This is a genomic window from Microbacterium sp. AB (assembly GCF_032878875.1).
Classification (GTDB): domain Bacteria; phylum Actinomycetota; class Actinomycetes; order Actinomycetales; family Microbacteriaceae; genus Microbacterium; species Microbacterium betulae.
Map to the genome: position 1 here is coordinate 3528364 of NZ_CP118157.1, position 13746 is coordinate 3542109.

General features: G+C 73.4%; 9 protein-coding genes. 4 read left to right on the forward strand and 5 right to left on the reverse strand.

The window, feature by feature from the left end; genetic code table 11:
* Positions 1-50: 50 nt before the first annotated feature.
* Positions 51-2858 (reverse strand): hypothetical protein, encoded by a 2808-nt coding sequence (locus tag N8K70_RS16600; protein WP_317139463.1) that lies wholly within the window; start codon positions 2856-2858, stop codon positions 51-53.
* Positions 2855-4726, reverse strand: coding sequence for an HSP90 family protein (locus N8K70_RS16605; protein WP_317139464.1), 1872 nt, complete (start codon positions 4724-4726; stop codon positions 2855-2857). Before N8K70_RS16605 ends, N8K70_RS16600 begins: the two co-directional genes overlap by 4 nt.
* A gap of 138 nt (positions 4727-4864) precedes the next feature.
* Between N8K70_RS16605 and N8K70_RS16610 the strand changes: the two genes are divergently transcribed.
* The 4 genes from N8K70_RS16610 (at position 4865) to N8K70_RS16625 (ending at position 9629) form a co-directional block, all read left to right on the forward strand.
* Positions 4865-5713 (forward strand): MurR/RpiR family transcriptional regulator, encoded by an 849-nt coding sequence (locus tag N8K70_RS16610; protein WP_317139465.1) that lies wholly within the window; start codon positions 4865-4867, stop codon positions 5711-5713.
* Positions 5714-5738: 25 nt separating this feature from the next.
* On the forward strand, positions 5739-6629 hold the full coding sequence (locus N8K70_RS16615) for an NAD(P)-dependent oxidoreductase (RefSeq protein ID WP_317139466.1): 891 nt from the start codon (positions 5739-5741) through the stop codon (positions 6627-6629).
* The gene (locus N8K70_RS16620; RefSeq protein ID WP_317139467.1) at positions 6626-8188 is read left to right on the forward strand and encodes an aldehyde dehydrogenase family protein; all 1563 of its coding nucleotides are present in this window, start codon (positions 6626-6628) and stop codon (positions 8186-8188) included. Before N8K70_RS16615 ends, N8K70_RS16620 begins: the two co-directional genes overlap by 4 nt.
* A gap of 76 nt (positions 8189-8264) precedes the next feature.
* On the forward strand, positions 8265-9629 hold the full coding sequence (locus N8K70_RS16625; protein WP_317139468.1) for a DUF3100 domain-containing protein: 1365 nt from the start codon (positions 8265-8267) through the stop codon (positions 9627-9629).
* Between the two features lie 72 nt (positions 9630-9701).
* On the opposite strand, the gene N8K70_RS16630 is transcribed toward N8K70_RS16625, so the two are convergent.
* The 3 genes from N8K70_RS16630 to N8K70_RS16640 all read right to left on the reverse strand — a co-directional run bounded on the left by N8K70_RS16630 (position 9702) and on the right by N8K70_RS16640 (position 13660).
* A complete protein-coding gene (locus tag N8K70_RS16630) occupies positions 9702-10613 on the reverse strand; it encodes a serine hydrolase (RefSeq protein WP_317139469.1) in 912 nt (303 codons plus the stop codon).
* Between the two features lie 119 nt (positions 10614-10732).
* A complete protein-coding gene (locus N8K70_RS16635) occupies positions 10733-12700 on the reverse strand; it encodes a M13 family metallopeptidase (RefSeq protein ID WP_317139470.1) in 1968 nt (655 codons plus the stop codon).
* A gap of 51 nt (positions 12701-12751) precedes the next feature.
* Positions 12752-13660, reverse strand: coding sequence for an EamA family transporter (locus tag N8K70_RS16640; protein WP_449406852.1), 909 nt, complete (start codon positions 13658-13660; stop codon positions 12752-12754).
* Positions 13661-13746: the final 86 nt, after the last annotated feature.

The following is a 13746-nucleotide window of genomic DNA, read 5'->3' on the forward strand; positions in this document are numbered from 1 at the left end:
CACTCTCCGCGAAGAGGCCGCCGGACGCCAACCGAGACCCGTCGCGGGGCCTACGCCACGCCCTCTCTCAGCTGCGCGGCCTCGCCCGAACGGCCGAGACCGTCGAGGAGGTCGGCGAGCTCCAGGCTGATGCCCGCGTGGGGCGGCGTGCGCTCGTCGAAGCGGTCGCGGGTGCCCCGCAGGATGGCGACGGCCTCCTCGGCCCGGCCCGCCGCCGCGAGACCGCGCGCCGCATGGACCTCCCCGCCCGCCGCGGTCATCACGTCGCCCTCGTCCGCCAGCGCGTCGGCGGCGCGCAGGACCGTGCCGACGCCCAGGTCGAGCTGCCCGAGATCGATGAGGCAGCGGCCCTTCGAGTCGAGCACGTTCGCCGCGAACCACGTGGCGTCCTCGGCCTCGGCGATCCCGATCGCCTCGTCGAGCTCTCGCAGGCCGGATTCGTCCCCCGCCGCGACGCGTGCCCGTCCGAGGCCGTGCAGCGCGGCCGGGATCACGCCGGTCGCCTCGGATCTGCGGGCGTCGGCGAGCGCGGCGGCGAAGGCGTCGACGGCGTCGGGGTCGCCGAACTGCAGCAGGAGGTTCCCGAGCGACAGCCCGGCGCGCGCGGCGAGCTCGAACGCCTCCGCCTGCTGAGCGAGAGCGACCGCCTCGCTCCAGGAGCGGTAGGCCAGGCCGGGCTCGTCGCCCGCCAGGGCGGCCTCGCCGAGGAACAGGGCCGTCTCGGCGACGGCCTGCGGCTCCGCGCCGGCCTCCTTCTCCTCCAGGTACACGGTCTCGAAGCTCTCGAGCGCCGCGGCGGTCCGGCCGACCTCGAGCTGGAAGCGCGCGAGGGCGAAGCGCATCCCGATCGTGGGCTGCTCGGCGCGCTCGGCGTGCCGGACGGCGAACTCCGCCCGCGCCGCGGCCTCGTCGGGGCGGCCGAGGTCCGCGAGGATCATCGCGACGAGCTGCGCCGACGAGGCGACGACGACCGAGACGTCCAGCGACACCGCGTCGGCCAGGAGGCGCTCGGCGGCGACGAGCGCCTCCTCGAACCGGCCCTCCGCGGTGAGGAGCTGCGCCCGCAGCCGCAGTTCCGTGAACAGCGGCCATCCGGCGTTGCGCGGGTCGTCGACCACCGCCCGGGTCAGGGCTTCGGCCTCCTGCGCGCGCCCCGCTCCCGCGAGGGCCTGCAGGCGCTGGCCCTGGACCGAGAGCCGGAGGAACTGCGGGTCCTCCTCGGGCAGCAGCGCCGCAGCCTCGTCGAGCGCCTCCAGGGCGGCGTCCGGCCCGTCGGCGGCGAGGCGCAGCGCGCCGATCGTGGCGAGCAGGTCGACGAGCACGTTCGGGTCCTCGCCGTCCGACCGGGCGCGCTCGAGCTCGGCGACGAGCGCAGGCAGGTCGTCGGCCGTCGCATGGCCGAGCACCGTGAGCCCGAGCCGCTCCTCGACGTCCGCCTGCTCCGTCCATCCGGCCGCGCGCAGCGCCGCGATCCGCCGGGCGTGATGCGCGGTGGCCGCGAGGAGGTCGTCGCGCTCGACGGCCGCCCACACGAGCGTCTTGTGGAGATCCGGCGTCACGACGACGTCCTCGAGCGCGAGGCCGTGCTCGACGGCGACCGTCGCGGCGGCGACGTCTCCGGCGAAGAGACGCGTGCGGGCCCGCGCGAGCCAGCCCACGGCGTCCGCCGGTGCGGTCGGGGCCGCAGGCCGCGGCGCGAACGCCTCGCCGCCGAAGGGCACGTCATAGCGCACCTCGCGCAGCGCCCGCTTTGCGGCGAGCCGCTCCGCGTACGCCCCGTTGCCGTTGCGCGCGTCGAAGCGGCGCGCGAGCTCCTCCGCCGCCGCCCAGGAGAGCCCCCGCAGCTGCGCGGCCGTGCGCGGGGTGTCCGACGCCCCCAGCAGGCCGTCGAGGCTCGGATGGTCCGAGCCCCGGACGACCGTGTCGCCCTCGCCCGCGTCGATCACGGCGTCGAGCAGCACCGCGACCGCGGCAAGACCGGAGAAGTGGCTGGCCTCGTGGTACGGATCGTGCGCAAGGCGGTCGATGTGCCGCTCCAGCAGCTGCAGGCCGCGGGCGAGGTTTCCCGTCACGGCGCAGAACACGAGGTGGTGCTCGACGATCGGGAACCCGTCGGGGTTCGCGCGCGCGGCGCGGTAGCTGCGGGCGTGCGCGGCGAGCGCGTCGTCGAAGCGGCCGGCGCGCAGCAGCGCGAGCAGGATGTCCGACTCGGCGGACTCCGGCTCCTCCCCGCAGGACAGGTTCTGCTCGAGGATCTCCTCCCAGAGCCGGATGGCCTCGGCGTCGTCGCCGCGCAGCTGCGCGAAGCTCGCGTCGCTCGAGCGCACGCACGCCTCGCAGTGCGAGTAGTCGTCGCGCTGGAGGGCGTCGCGCAGGGCGAGGTAGCGGCCGGCGGCCTCGACGTCGCCCATGAGGAGCGCCACGTCGTGCCTCGACTGCAGGACGCCGGTCTGCCCGACGCCGGCCTCCCGGTAGCGGCGCTCCATGTCGGCGTGGATGGCCTCCACGCGCTCGCGGGGGAAGCGGGTGTTGCTCGCGAGGCGGCTCGCCATCCACTTGTACTGGAAGAGGAGGTCGACGTGGACGCCCGGGTCGATGGGGAAGCGCACGGGATCGGAGTCGTGCCTGCCGACGCACCACCCGAAGGAGGCGAGCATCGTGTCGGTGTCCCCCGCCATGTGGGCCGACGGAGTGAGGAACATCCGCGCCCGGTAGGCGAGCTCCTCCTCGCCCGCCTCGTCGGCCAGGCGCACGGCCTCGTCGAGCAGCGCGCGCTCCTCCGGCCCGGTAGGGAGGGCGGCGGCCTCGTCCAGGAGGCTCTCGATCCTGCGGCTCTTGCGGCTTCCGGTCGTGGTCACAGGGCCTCTCCTTCGAGCTCTCCGGTGATCCCGACGCTCAGGGTCACCATGTCGGTCAGGGCGGACGTCAGCATCCGCCGGTCTGCGGGGGCGAGCGGGCGGTGCGAGGCGAGGAGCGCCTGCACGTACAGCAGCTTCACCGTGCGGTCGAAGACGAGCTCGTCGCGCAGATCGGCGAGGCGGCGGACGAGCGGGCTCGACCAGTTCAGGCACAGCCGGACCGCCTCGGCCTCACGTCCCTCGTCGCGGCGGCGTGCCTCGATGAGCTCGCTCACGTCTCCGAGGACATCGCCCCAGATGCCGCCCGCCGCGGTCTCCTGCGCCGCGTCGCGCTCGATGCGGCGCACGACCTCCGGGTCGACGACGCACAACGCCGGCAGCTCGACGGGCGTGAAGCGACGCGCGGAGACGGTGCATCCGACCTCGGCGAGCGCGGCGGTGGCGCGCTCCTCGAGGCCGACGGCGAGCGCGCGCTCCGCGAGCGGCGGCGGCGTGAGCTCGTCGAGCAGCTCGCTCACCGTGACGCGGGTCACGGGGACGTCGAGCAGGTCGGGCAGGCGCCGCAGGAGCGCGGCGTCATAGGAGTAGCCGCCGTTCACGACCGGGGTCTCCGGCGGCACGATCGCGGCGACCTGCCGGAACTCGTCGACGCTCTCGGCATACCGCACGCCGTCGTGGCGGCGCGCGAGCTCGGCGACCGTGGTGTCGCCCGCCGACGTCTCGACCGTGAGCCACGGCAGCACGGCGCGGGCGAGCTCGTCGTCGTGCACGGCGAGGGCCTTGAGCGCGAGCTGGTGCACCGAGAGGAACTCCTGGAACCGCCACGGCCTCGTCGTCGCCTGGCGCAGGATCCACGCACGGACGGACGCGCCGAGCTGCTCGCGGGTGTGCTCGAGCGCGGAGTCGTCGACGAGGCCCTCGCGCGACGCCGTGGGGGCGAGGCCCGTCGTGTCGAGGACGCAGCGCACGAAGAAGGCCCAGGCGGGCAGCAGGCCGTCGAGCTGCTCGCCCACGAGCATCCGCCCGAGGTAGACCGTGCTCGCCTGGTGCGCGCCGGGCGGCGGCGCGAACGGCAGCACGAAGGCGACGCCCTCCGTCCCCGTCCCGGGGACCGACAGCGGGATGATGTCGAGCGGGCGGCGGCCGAGGAGCTTCGTCCCGAGCTCGACGAGGGCGTCGGAGGGCTCTTCGGCGGATGCCCCGAGGAACGCGGGGGCGCGCGTGACGGTGTCGAGCGTGGCGTCCTCGTTCACGATCGCGACGGGCACCGGGAGGTACTGGCCGAACCGCGTCGCGAGGGCGCGCACGCGGTCGGGGGACAGCAGCGACGCGTCGTCCGGACGCGGCTCGAGCGCGATCTCCGTGCCCACGGCCATCCCGTCGGTCTCGGCCTCGCCGAGCTCCCGGATGCGGAACGAGCCCGACGCATCGCCGATCCACTCGATCGCGGGCGTCCCCTTCGCCGAGCGGCTGCGCACCACGATGCGGTCGGACACCATGAAGCAGCTGAGGAGGCCGATGCCGAACTGGCCGAGGTAGTCGACGCGCCGCACCTGCATGAGGTCGTCGCGCTTGGAGCTGCGGCCGACCGTCGAGAGCAGCTCCGACGCCTCGTCGGCCGTGAGCCCCACGCCGTTGTCGCGGAAGCGGAACGGCCTCCCCGGCCCCGCGGGCTCGATCTCGAGCGAGCCCGCGGGGGCTCCGGCGTCGAGCTCGTGGCGGGCGCGGATGGCGTCGCGCCCGTTCTGCAGCAGCTCGCGCAGGAACACCTGCGGGCTGGAGTAGATGTGGCGACTGAGCAGATCCACCACCCCGCGCAGGTCGACCTGGAACGGCCGGACGTCGGGGGAATCCGATTCGAACCTCACCCGACAAGATTACGGAGGACGGGGACGCGGTCACGTCCGCGAGAGGGATTTACACGGAGGAAACCCCGGGGCCTTCCTGCACGAAACATTGCACGCTAGATTTCCTGCAACGAATCTTGCACCCACCCGGGAGGACCCATGGCCTCGGACATCGACGTCTGGCTCGACGAGACCTTCTCCGAGGGCGAGCTGTCCCCCGGCCAGCGCCGGGTCGCCGACGTGGTCCAGCGCAACCTCCGTCTCGCCGCCTACGGCGACCTGGCGGAGGTCTCCGAACGGGCCGGGGTGAATCCGTCGACCGCCGTCCGCACGGCGCAGACGCTCGGGTTCTCGGGATGGAAGGACTTCCAGCGCGAGCTGCGGGCACGGCATCTCGCCGGCCTCTCGACGGAGGAGACCCTGCAGGAGCATGGAGTGCCGGGGTCGCCGCTGCATGAGGCGATCGCGCGCGACGTCGAGAGCCTGCGGCAGACCCTCGAGGCGAACACGGCGGAGAGCGCGGAGTCCACCATCCGCACGCTGTCCGAGGCGCGCGCGATCCTCGCCGTCGGCCTCGGCTCCTTCGCCGGCCCCGCCTCGGTGTTCGCGCACCTGGGATCGACGATGGGCTACCGGATCGCTCTCGAGACCCGGGCCGGCGTGCACCTCGCCACGGCGTTCAACGGGATCGGCGGCGGCGACGTGGTCTTCCTCGTCAACCTGTGGCGGACGCAGCGGCACATCCTCGCCGCCGCCGAGGCGGGTCGCCGCGCGGGAGCGCGCATCGTCGTCCTCACGGACCGCAAGCGCGGTCCGCTGGCCGCCGCGGCGGACCACGTCGTCGTCGTGCCGTCCGAGGGCATCTCGTTCTTCCAGTCCGTCACGGCCGCCGGCTCCGCCGTCTACGGCCTCCTCGCGGGCATGGAAGCCGCCCATCCCGACCGCAGCCGCGCCGCGCTGCGTCGGACCCACGAGCTCTGGAAGGACCTCGACGTCTATGCCGACTGACCCCGCAACGACAGAAGGAGCACCCATGCCCCCCACCCCCACCGCCGCCGTCGTCGGCCTCGGATCGATGGGAGGCGCCATGGCGCTCGCGCTGCGCGACGCCGGATGGCGCGTGACCGGCTTCGATCCGTCGCCCGATGCCCGGACCCGCCTCGGCGACGAGGGCGTCGACACGGTCGAGTCGCTCGAGGCGCTCGCCGGCATCCCGCACATCGTGCTGTCGCTGCCGTCCGCCGCGATCGTGGAGACGACGGTGCCCTCCCTCGTCGCGCAGGGCGCGGCCGCCATCGTGGACACGACGACCTCCGAGCCGGCCACGAGCGCCGCGATGGCGGAGCTCGCCGCCCGGGCGGGCGTCTCGTTCGTCGACGCGCCCGTCTCCGGCGGACGCGCGGGAGCCCGCGCCGGCACGCTCAGCGCGTTCGTCGGCGGCTCCGACGCCGCCGTCGCCGCCGCGACGCCCCTCCTCGACGCCCTCACGCAGGGCTCCTACCGCCGTATCGGCGGACCGGGAACGGGCAACGTCGTCAAGCTCCTCAACAACATCCTCGCCGCGGCCAATCTCGCCACCGTCGGCGAGGCGCTCGCCGTCGCGCACTCCTACGGCATCGAGCCCTCGGTCGCCGCCGAGGGCATCAGCGGCGCCTCCGGCGCGAGCCGCGCATCGTCCGCGTCCTACCCCGAGTGGGTGCTGTCGGGCACCTTCGACTCGGGCTTCTCGCTCGGGCTCATGGCCCGCGACGCGCGCCTCGCGCTCGACGTCGCGGCCGCCCGCGGCGCGCGCCCGCCGCTGCTCGACGCCGTCGCCGGGCGCTGGCAGGACGCTCTCGCCGACCTGGGCGCGGATGCCGATTTCACGGAGATCGCCCGTACGACCGCCCCCGATCTCTTCGCCGCGAAGGAGAGCACGCGATGAGCGCGCTCGCCGCAGAAAGCCTCGCCTCCTCGGCGTCGACCGCCGCCGCCGTCCTCGGCGCCTCGTTCCCGTCCGGCTTCGGCTCCTTCGTCCACGGGGAGGTCGCCCCCGGGACGGGACGTCGCCTCACGCTCACGGCGGCCGCGACCGGCGAGGCGTTCGCCGCGTACGCCGACCTCGGTCAGGACGGCGCCGACGCGCTGCTCGAGAGCTCACGCCGAGGAGCGGCCGCCTGGGGTGCGACCGACGCGTTCGCCCGCGCCGCCGTCCTCCGCGACGTCTCGCGTGCGATCGCCGAGCACGGCGAGGAGCTCGCCCTCCTCGAGAGCGCGACGACGGGCAAGCCGATCCGCGACACCCGGGCCGAGGCGGCGAAGGTCGCCGAGATGTTCGGGTACTACGCCGGCTGGGCGGACAAGGTGACGGGGCTCACGATCCCCGTCCCCGGCCACTGGCACACCTACACCGAGCGCGTCCCCTGGGGCGTCGTCGTGGCGATCACCCCCTGGAACGCCCCGATGTTCACGGGCGGATGGAACGCGGCCGCGCCGCTCGCCGCCGGCAACGCCGTCGTCGTCAAGCCGAGCGAGTTCACTCCCGCGTCGACCGTGCGACTCGCCCAGATCGCGTTCGAGGCGGGGCTTCCCGCCGGAGCCCTCAACGTCGCCGCAGGCCTCGGATCGACCACGGGCGCCGCGCTGACGACCGACCGGCGCGTGGGCAAGGTCTCGTTCATCGGCTCCGTCCCGACGGGGCGCGCCGTCGCCGTCGCCGCCGCGCAGGCGGGCATCCCCACCGTGCTCGAGCTCGGGGGCAAGAGCGCCAACATCGTGTTCGCCGACGCCGACCTCGAACGGGCGGCGGACGGCGCGGTGTCGGCGATCTTCTCCGGTGCCGGGCAGTCCTGCGTGGCGGGATCGCGCCTCCTCGTCCAGCGCTCCGCGTACGAGGACTTCGTCGAGCTCGTCGCGCACAGGGCCTCGCTCCTGCGCCTGGGGGACCCGCTCTCCCCCGACACCGAGATCGGCCCCATCATCACCGCCCGGCAGTACGAGACCGTGACGGCCCTCATCGCCGCAGGGGTCGAGGGCGGCGCTCGCCGGATCACCTCCGCACAGACGCCGGCCGCCGTGCGGGAAGGCGCTCTCGGGGGCGGGTTCTGGGTGCCGCCGACACTGCTCGCGGGGGTCTCCCCCGACAACGTCGTCGAGTCGACGGAGGTCTTCGGCCCCGTCGTCGGCGCCGACGCCTTCGACGACGCCGAGGAGGCGATCGCGCGCGCCAACGCCTCGGCCTTCGGGCTGGCGGGCGCGGTCTGGACCGAGAACGTCGCTCGCGCGCACCACGTCGCGCGGAGCGTCGACGCCGGGACGTTCTGGATCAACGCGTACAAGACCATCCACGTCGCGGCGCCGTTCGGCGGGTTCGGCGACTCCGGGCACGGCAGGTCGTCCGGCCCCGGCGTGCTCGACGAGTACACCCAGACGAAGGCGATCTGGACGCCGACGGCTCCGGCCCCCGTGCCGTTCCCCTCGCTCGCGTCCGAGGGCGTGCGATGACGCGCGGCCTGAGCCCGCGATCCGTCGGCTCCGCACACCGGCATCCCGCCACCGTCCAGGAAGAGAGCACGCCCTCATGACCCGCACGACCGCACGCCCCGTCACGACGGCGGGGACGAGGGAGGCATGGCCCATCGCCCTGCTCGCGCTCGTCATCACCCTCGTCGTCCAGTTCATCGGAAGCGCCCAGATCGACATCGGGATCGGCGCCATCGTGATCTTCCCCATGGTGTGGGGCCTCCTGGCGGGCCTGCTCGTCTCGGTGCAGAGGCTCACGCCGCTGGGACTCGACCTGCAGAAGGTCGCGGCGGCGCTCGTCGGCGTCTCGGTCATGCTGCTCGTCGCTCGTCTCGCCTTCAACATCGGGCCGAGCCTTCCCGTCCTCCTCCAGGCGGGCCCCGCGCTCCTCCTCCAGGAGGTCGGTCATCTGCTGGGCACGGTCGCGCTGGCGCTCCCGCTCGCCGTGCTGCTGCGCATGGGCGGGGCGACGGTCGGAGCGACGTTCTCGCTCGACCGCGAGCCGTCGTTCGCGATGGTGTCCGAAAAGTACGGCCCCGACTCCGACCAGTACCGAGGGGTGCTGGCGATGTACGTCTTCGGGACGATGTTCGGCGCGGTGTACATCACCCTGCTGACGTCGCTCGTGGCCAACTGGAAGATCTTCGATCCGCTCGCCCTCGCGATGGGGGCCGGGGTCGGCTCGGGCTCCATGATGGCCGCCTCGGCGGCGAGCATCGTGGCCGCCTACCCGGCCGACGAGGAGGCCATCCTCGCCATGGCCGCGGTGTCGAACCTCATCACGACCGTGCTCGGCGTCTACGTCGGGATCTACCTCTCGCTGCCGCTCGCCGACCGCTTCTACCGGCTCCTCACGCGGAGGCGGGAGAGGGCGACGCCCGCCGCCGTCCCCGTCGGAGCCGGCGCCCCCTCGACGGAGGCCGCTCCGGCCGGGACCGAGGAGAACCGTCGGTTCCGCGAGGCCGTCGCCGCCTCCTCCGCGGAGGTGAGGCTGCCTCTCTGGCTTTCCCTCGGCATCCTCACCGTCCTCGGACTGGGCACCGCGTTCGTCGCCGCGAAGGCGTTCGACGGGCGGATCGTGGCGGGCTACGCCATCATGCTCGCGCTGGTGCTGCTCGGCTCGCTGCTGGCGAGGCTCACCCGGGGCAGGGTCTCGGCCATCGTGTGGATCACGACGATCGGCGCCTACGTGTCGAGCCCGTGGTTCTTCGCCGGCGACGCGCTCGCGGAGGCCGTCGCCGCGGTGGACTTCCTCTCGATCGCGACGGTCATGCTGACCCTCGCGGGCCTCTCGCTCGGCAAGGACCTGCCGCTGCTGCGGAACATCGGGTGGAAGATCGTCCCGGTCGGCCTCGTCGCGATCACGGCGTCGTTCCTGCTGTCGGCCGTCGTCGCCGAGTTCGCCCTCGGGTTCTGGGGATGACGGCCGAGCCCCGGCGCCGGCTGTCGGCGCGCGGACCGTGCCGCGTGCGGCGCGCCTGCACGCGCAGCCGCCTCAGGCCGCGTACTCCATGAGCTCGCGGCCGAGGACGCGGAACGCCTCGTGGGCGCGGTCGCGGTGCAGGATGCTCGCGTCGTCGAACTCGACGAAGAGGGCGTAGGCGACCCCGCCGCGCGCGCCGGCCAGCACGCCGGCCTCCGCACGGACGTCCCGGTCGCGACCCGTCTTGTTGAGGAAGAGCAGGCCGTGTCCGTCGTCGTCGTGCGCGAACGGCGCGAGTCCCGTGGCGCTGCCCACGAGGCTGAGGTCGTGGTTGAGGGTGAGCCACTCGGCGACCTGCGCGCTCACGGTCGCGCCGGCGGCCTTGCCCGAGACGATGTCGGCGAAGAGCACCGCGAACTCGCGCGCCGTGCCGAGCGCGACATGCGGTGCGTCGTCCGGCCCGCGCCGGTCGCGGAAGTGGTCGAGGAGCGCCGAGCGCGGCATCCCGAGCGAGACGTAGCGGCGCGACACGCGCTCGTGCCCCACCCGTTCGAGGAGCGCGTTCGCGGCGAGCGCGTCGTCGCTCGTCGCCGTCAGCACGGCGACGTCGATGAGCGGCAGCTCACGCGCCTGGAGGTGACGCCACACGCCCGACACGCGCAGGGGGTCGAGCGGATCGCGGGCGACGACCTCGTACGGGTCGAGCGTGCCCTCCTCGAACTGCGCCGCGGCCTCGACGAGCAGGGGCACCGTTCCGACGCCGCCGACGGGCATCGTGACGTGGTCATCGCCTCCGAGCAGCACCGTCCCGCGGTCGAGGTCCGCGACATGCACCGCGACACGGCCATCCGCCGCGACCAGCCCCTCGAGCGCGCGCAGCGTCGAGGCGAAGGTCGGTCTGAGGATGGCACGCCGTCTCGGGCGTCTTCCGCTGCGTCGCGTCCCCCGCAGCGACACAGCTTCCTTCTGAGGCTCGGTAGCCACGGAGTTCCTTCCCAAAGGTTCCACATCCGGGGTGCTGTGTCGGATATTCAGTTGTCCCGCGTGCCGTCGCGCACACGTCCTTCCATTATCACCGGGGGCCGTCTGCCCTCGGCAGACTCTCACCAGATCGTCACGCGCTCGTCTTCGGGGAGCCACAGGGCGTCGTCCGGCGTGACGCCGAAGGCCTCGTAGAAGGCGTCGACGTTGCGCACGATCTGATTGCAGCGGAACTCGTTCGGCGAGTGCGGGTCGATCGTCAGGAGGCGGAGCGTCTCGGCCTCGCGCGACTTCTGCTGCCAGACCTGAGCCCACGACAGCAGCAGCCGCTGCACCCCCGTGAGACCGTCCACGACGGGCGACTCCTCTCCGCCGAGCGACAGCTCGTACGCCTTGAGCGCGATGCCGAGACCGCCCAGGTCGCCGATGTTCTCGCCGATCGTGAGCGCGCCGTTGACGGTGTGCGACGACTCGAGCCCTCGCGGGACGAGGGCGTCGTACTGATCGATGAGCGAGCGCGTGCGCTGCTCGAAGGCCGCGCGATCGTCCTCTGTCCACCAGTCGCTGAGCGCGCCGGTGCCGTCGTAGCGGCTGCCCTGGTCGTCGAAGCCGTGGCCGATCTCATGGCCGATGACGCCGCCGATCCCGCCGTAGTTCGCCGCGGGATCGCGCTCGGCGTCGAAGAAGGGGTACTGCAAGATGGCGGCCGGGAAGACGATCTCGTTCATGAGCGGGTTGTAGTACGCGTTGACCGTCATGGGCGACATGAACCACTCGTCGCGGTCGATCGGCTGCCCGATCTTGCCGAGCTGCCGGTCGTGCTCGGCGATGCTCGCACGGCGCACGTTGCCCACGAGGTCGTCCTCGACGATCTCGAGCGCCTCGTACGTGCGCCATCTCACCGGGTAGCCGATCTTCGGCGTGAAGGCGTCGAGCTTGGCGAGAGCCTTCTCGCGCGTGACGGGGCTCATCCACGCCAGCTGCGAGATGCTCTGCCGGTAGGCCTCGACGACGTTCGCGACGAGCTCGTCCATCGCCGTCTTCGCCGCCGGGGGGAAGTGGCGCTCGACGTAGACGCGGCCGATCGCGTCGCCCAGGGCGCCCTCGGCGAGCGCGACGCCGCGCTTCCAGCGCTCGCGGAGGGTCGGCACGCCCGTGAGCTCGGTGCCGTAGAACGCGAAGTTCTCATCGACGAACGCGTCGGGCAGGTACGGCGCGAGCGCGTGGACGACCTGGAAGAGCAGCCACGCCTTCCAGTCCTCGAGACGCTCGGCGACGAGCAGAGACCCGAGCCCTTCGAGCGCGGAGGGCTGTGCCACGACGGCCTCCGCGAGCGCCTCCGGCCGGCCCGGCACGACCGCGTCGCGCCACGGCGTCAGGTCGACCCCGGCGAGCTGCTGGATCTCGTCCCACGTCTTGAGGTTGTACGTCGCGAGGGCGTCGCGGCTGCGCACCTTGTCCCAGTGGTGCGCGGCGATGTCGGCCTGCAGGACGAACACGCGCTCCGCCTGCGCCGCGGCCCCCGCGACCCCGGCCAGGGCGAGAAGGCGCTCGACGTGCCGGCGGAAGGCGGCACGCGTGCCCGCGAAGCCCTCCAGGCGGAAGTAGCTCTCGTCCGGCAGCGAGATGCCCGACTGCACGAGGAAGGGCACATAGCGCGTCGGGTCGCCCGGGTCGGGCTCGGCGAAGACGCCGATGGGCGAGCCGAGGCCCTCGCGATCGAACTCGCCCGCCGTCCGCAGGAGCGAGGCGACGTCGGAGACGGCCTCCACGCGCTCGAGCAGGGCGACGAGCGGGGCGGTGGCGAGCGCCTCGACGCGCGCCGTGTCCATGAAGCTCGCGAAGAGGTCGCCGACCTTGCGCGCGTCGGTGCCCGGCTCCGCGCGCTGCGCCTCCTCGACGATCGCGCGGACGTCCTTCTCGGCCTGCTCGGCGAGCTGGTGGAACGACCCCCATCGCGCCTTGTCGCCGGGGATGGCGGTGCGCTCGATCCAGCCGCCGTTGACGTGGCGGTACAGGTCGTCCTGCGGGCGGATCTCCTTGCTGAGCTCGTCGAGTGCGATACCGGAGGTCAGGGGAGCAGCCGTCATGCACCCATCGTAGGCACGGCCGCCGACGGGGAGCAGGGAAGGCGCTCAGCGTCACCCCGGCGCGACGACGGGGTCCGTGCGCGCCCCTCCCCGCGCCGGCGCGCGCGTCGCCAGGTACACGCCCGCCATGACCACGGCGGCCCCCGCGAGGTCGAGAGGCGTGACGGCCTGCCCGAGCAGGATCCATGCCGCGGCGATCCCCACCACGGGGACGAGGAGCGAGAAGGGGGCCACCGCGCTCGATCCGTGACGCGTCATGAGCCACGACCACACGCCCGAGCCGCCCACCGTCCCCACGAGCACCGTGTACGCGAGCCCGAGCAGGGCCGGCGCCGCCGTCGGCTCCTGCCACGAGGTCAGCGAGCCCGCGATCGCGTCGGGCCCCTCGACGACGAGCGAGAGGGCGAGCATCGGAAGCGGCGGGACGACCGACATCCACAGCGTCAGCCGGAGCGGGTCGTCGGCGTGCGCCTGGGCGGTGGCGACGTTCCCCACCGCCCAGCTCAGGCCGCCCGCCAGCACGAGGAGGAAGGGGAGGAGGCTCGCGCCGTCGCCCGCACGCGGGGCTCCGACCATCGCGAGTCCCGCGCACGCGACGACGAGGCCGGCGATCCGCGCCGGGGACATCCGCTCCCGGAAGAACAGCGCGCCCAGCAGGACCGTGAACGGGGCGGACGACTGCAGGACGAGCGAGGCGAGGCCCGCGGGCATCCCCGCCACCATCCCCGCGTAGAGGAAGAGGAACTGGAACGTGCCGAACCCGAGCCCGTACCCGATGAGCCAGCGCAGACGGACCCTCGGGCGCGGCACGAAGAGGATCGTCGGGATCGCGAGCAGCGCGAACCGCAGCGCCACGAGGAAGAACGGAGGGAAGTGCCCGAGGGAGGCGTCGATCGCCACGAAGTTCAGGCCCCACGCCGCCGCGACCGCGACCGCGAGGAGGCGGTCGCGCGCGCTCATTCCGTCCGGGCCCATGCTCCGAGCATCCGCGCTTCGACCGGGAAGCACAAACGAATAATCCTTGATCGACCGATTAGCCTTCCTAC

Excerpts from the sequence above, each read along its gene's own strand:
- N8K70_RS16610 (WP_317139465.1), top strand. The coding sequence starts at position 4,865 with ATGGCCTCGGACATCGACGTCTGGCTCGACGAGACCTTCTCCGAGGGC.
- N8K70_RS16615 (WP_317139466.1), top strand. The coding sequence starts at position 5,739 with ATGCCCCCCACCCCCACCGCCGCCGTCGTCGGCCTCGGATCGATGGGA.
- N8K70_RS16620 (WP_317139467.1), top strand. The coding sequence starts at position 6,626 with ATGAGCGCGCTCGCCGCAGAAAGCCTCGCCTCCTCGGCGTCGACCGCC.
- N8K70_RS16625 (WP_317139468.1), top strand. The coding sequence starts at position 8,265 with ATGACCCGCACGACCGCACGCCCCGTCACGACGGCGGGGACGAGGGAG.
- N8K70_RS16635 (WP_317139470.1), bottom strand. The coding sequence starts at position 12,700 with ATGACGGCTGCTCCCCTGACCTCCGGTATCGCACTCGACGAGCTCAGC.
- N8K70_RS16640 (WP_449406852.1), bottom strand. The coding sequence starts at position 13,660 with ATGAGCGCGCGCGACCGCCTCCTCGCGGTCGCGGTCGCGGCGGCGTGG.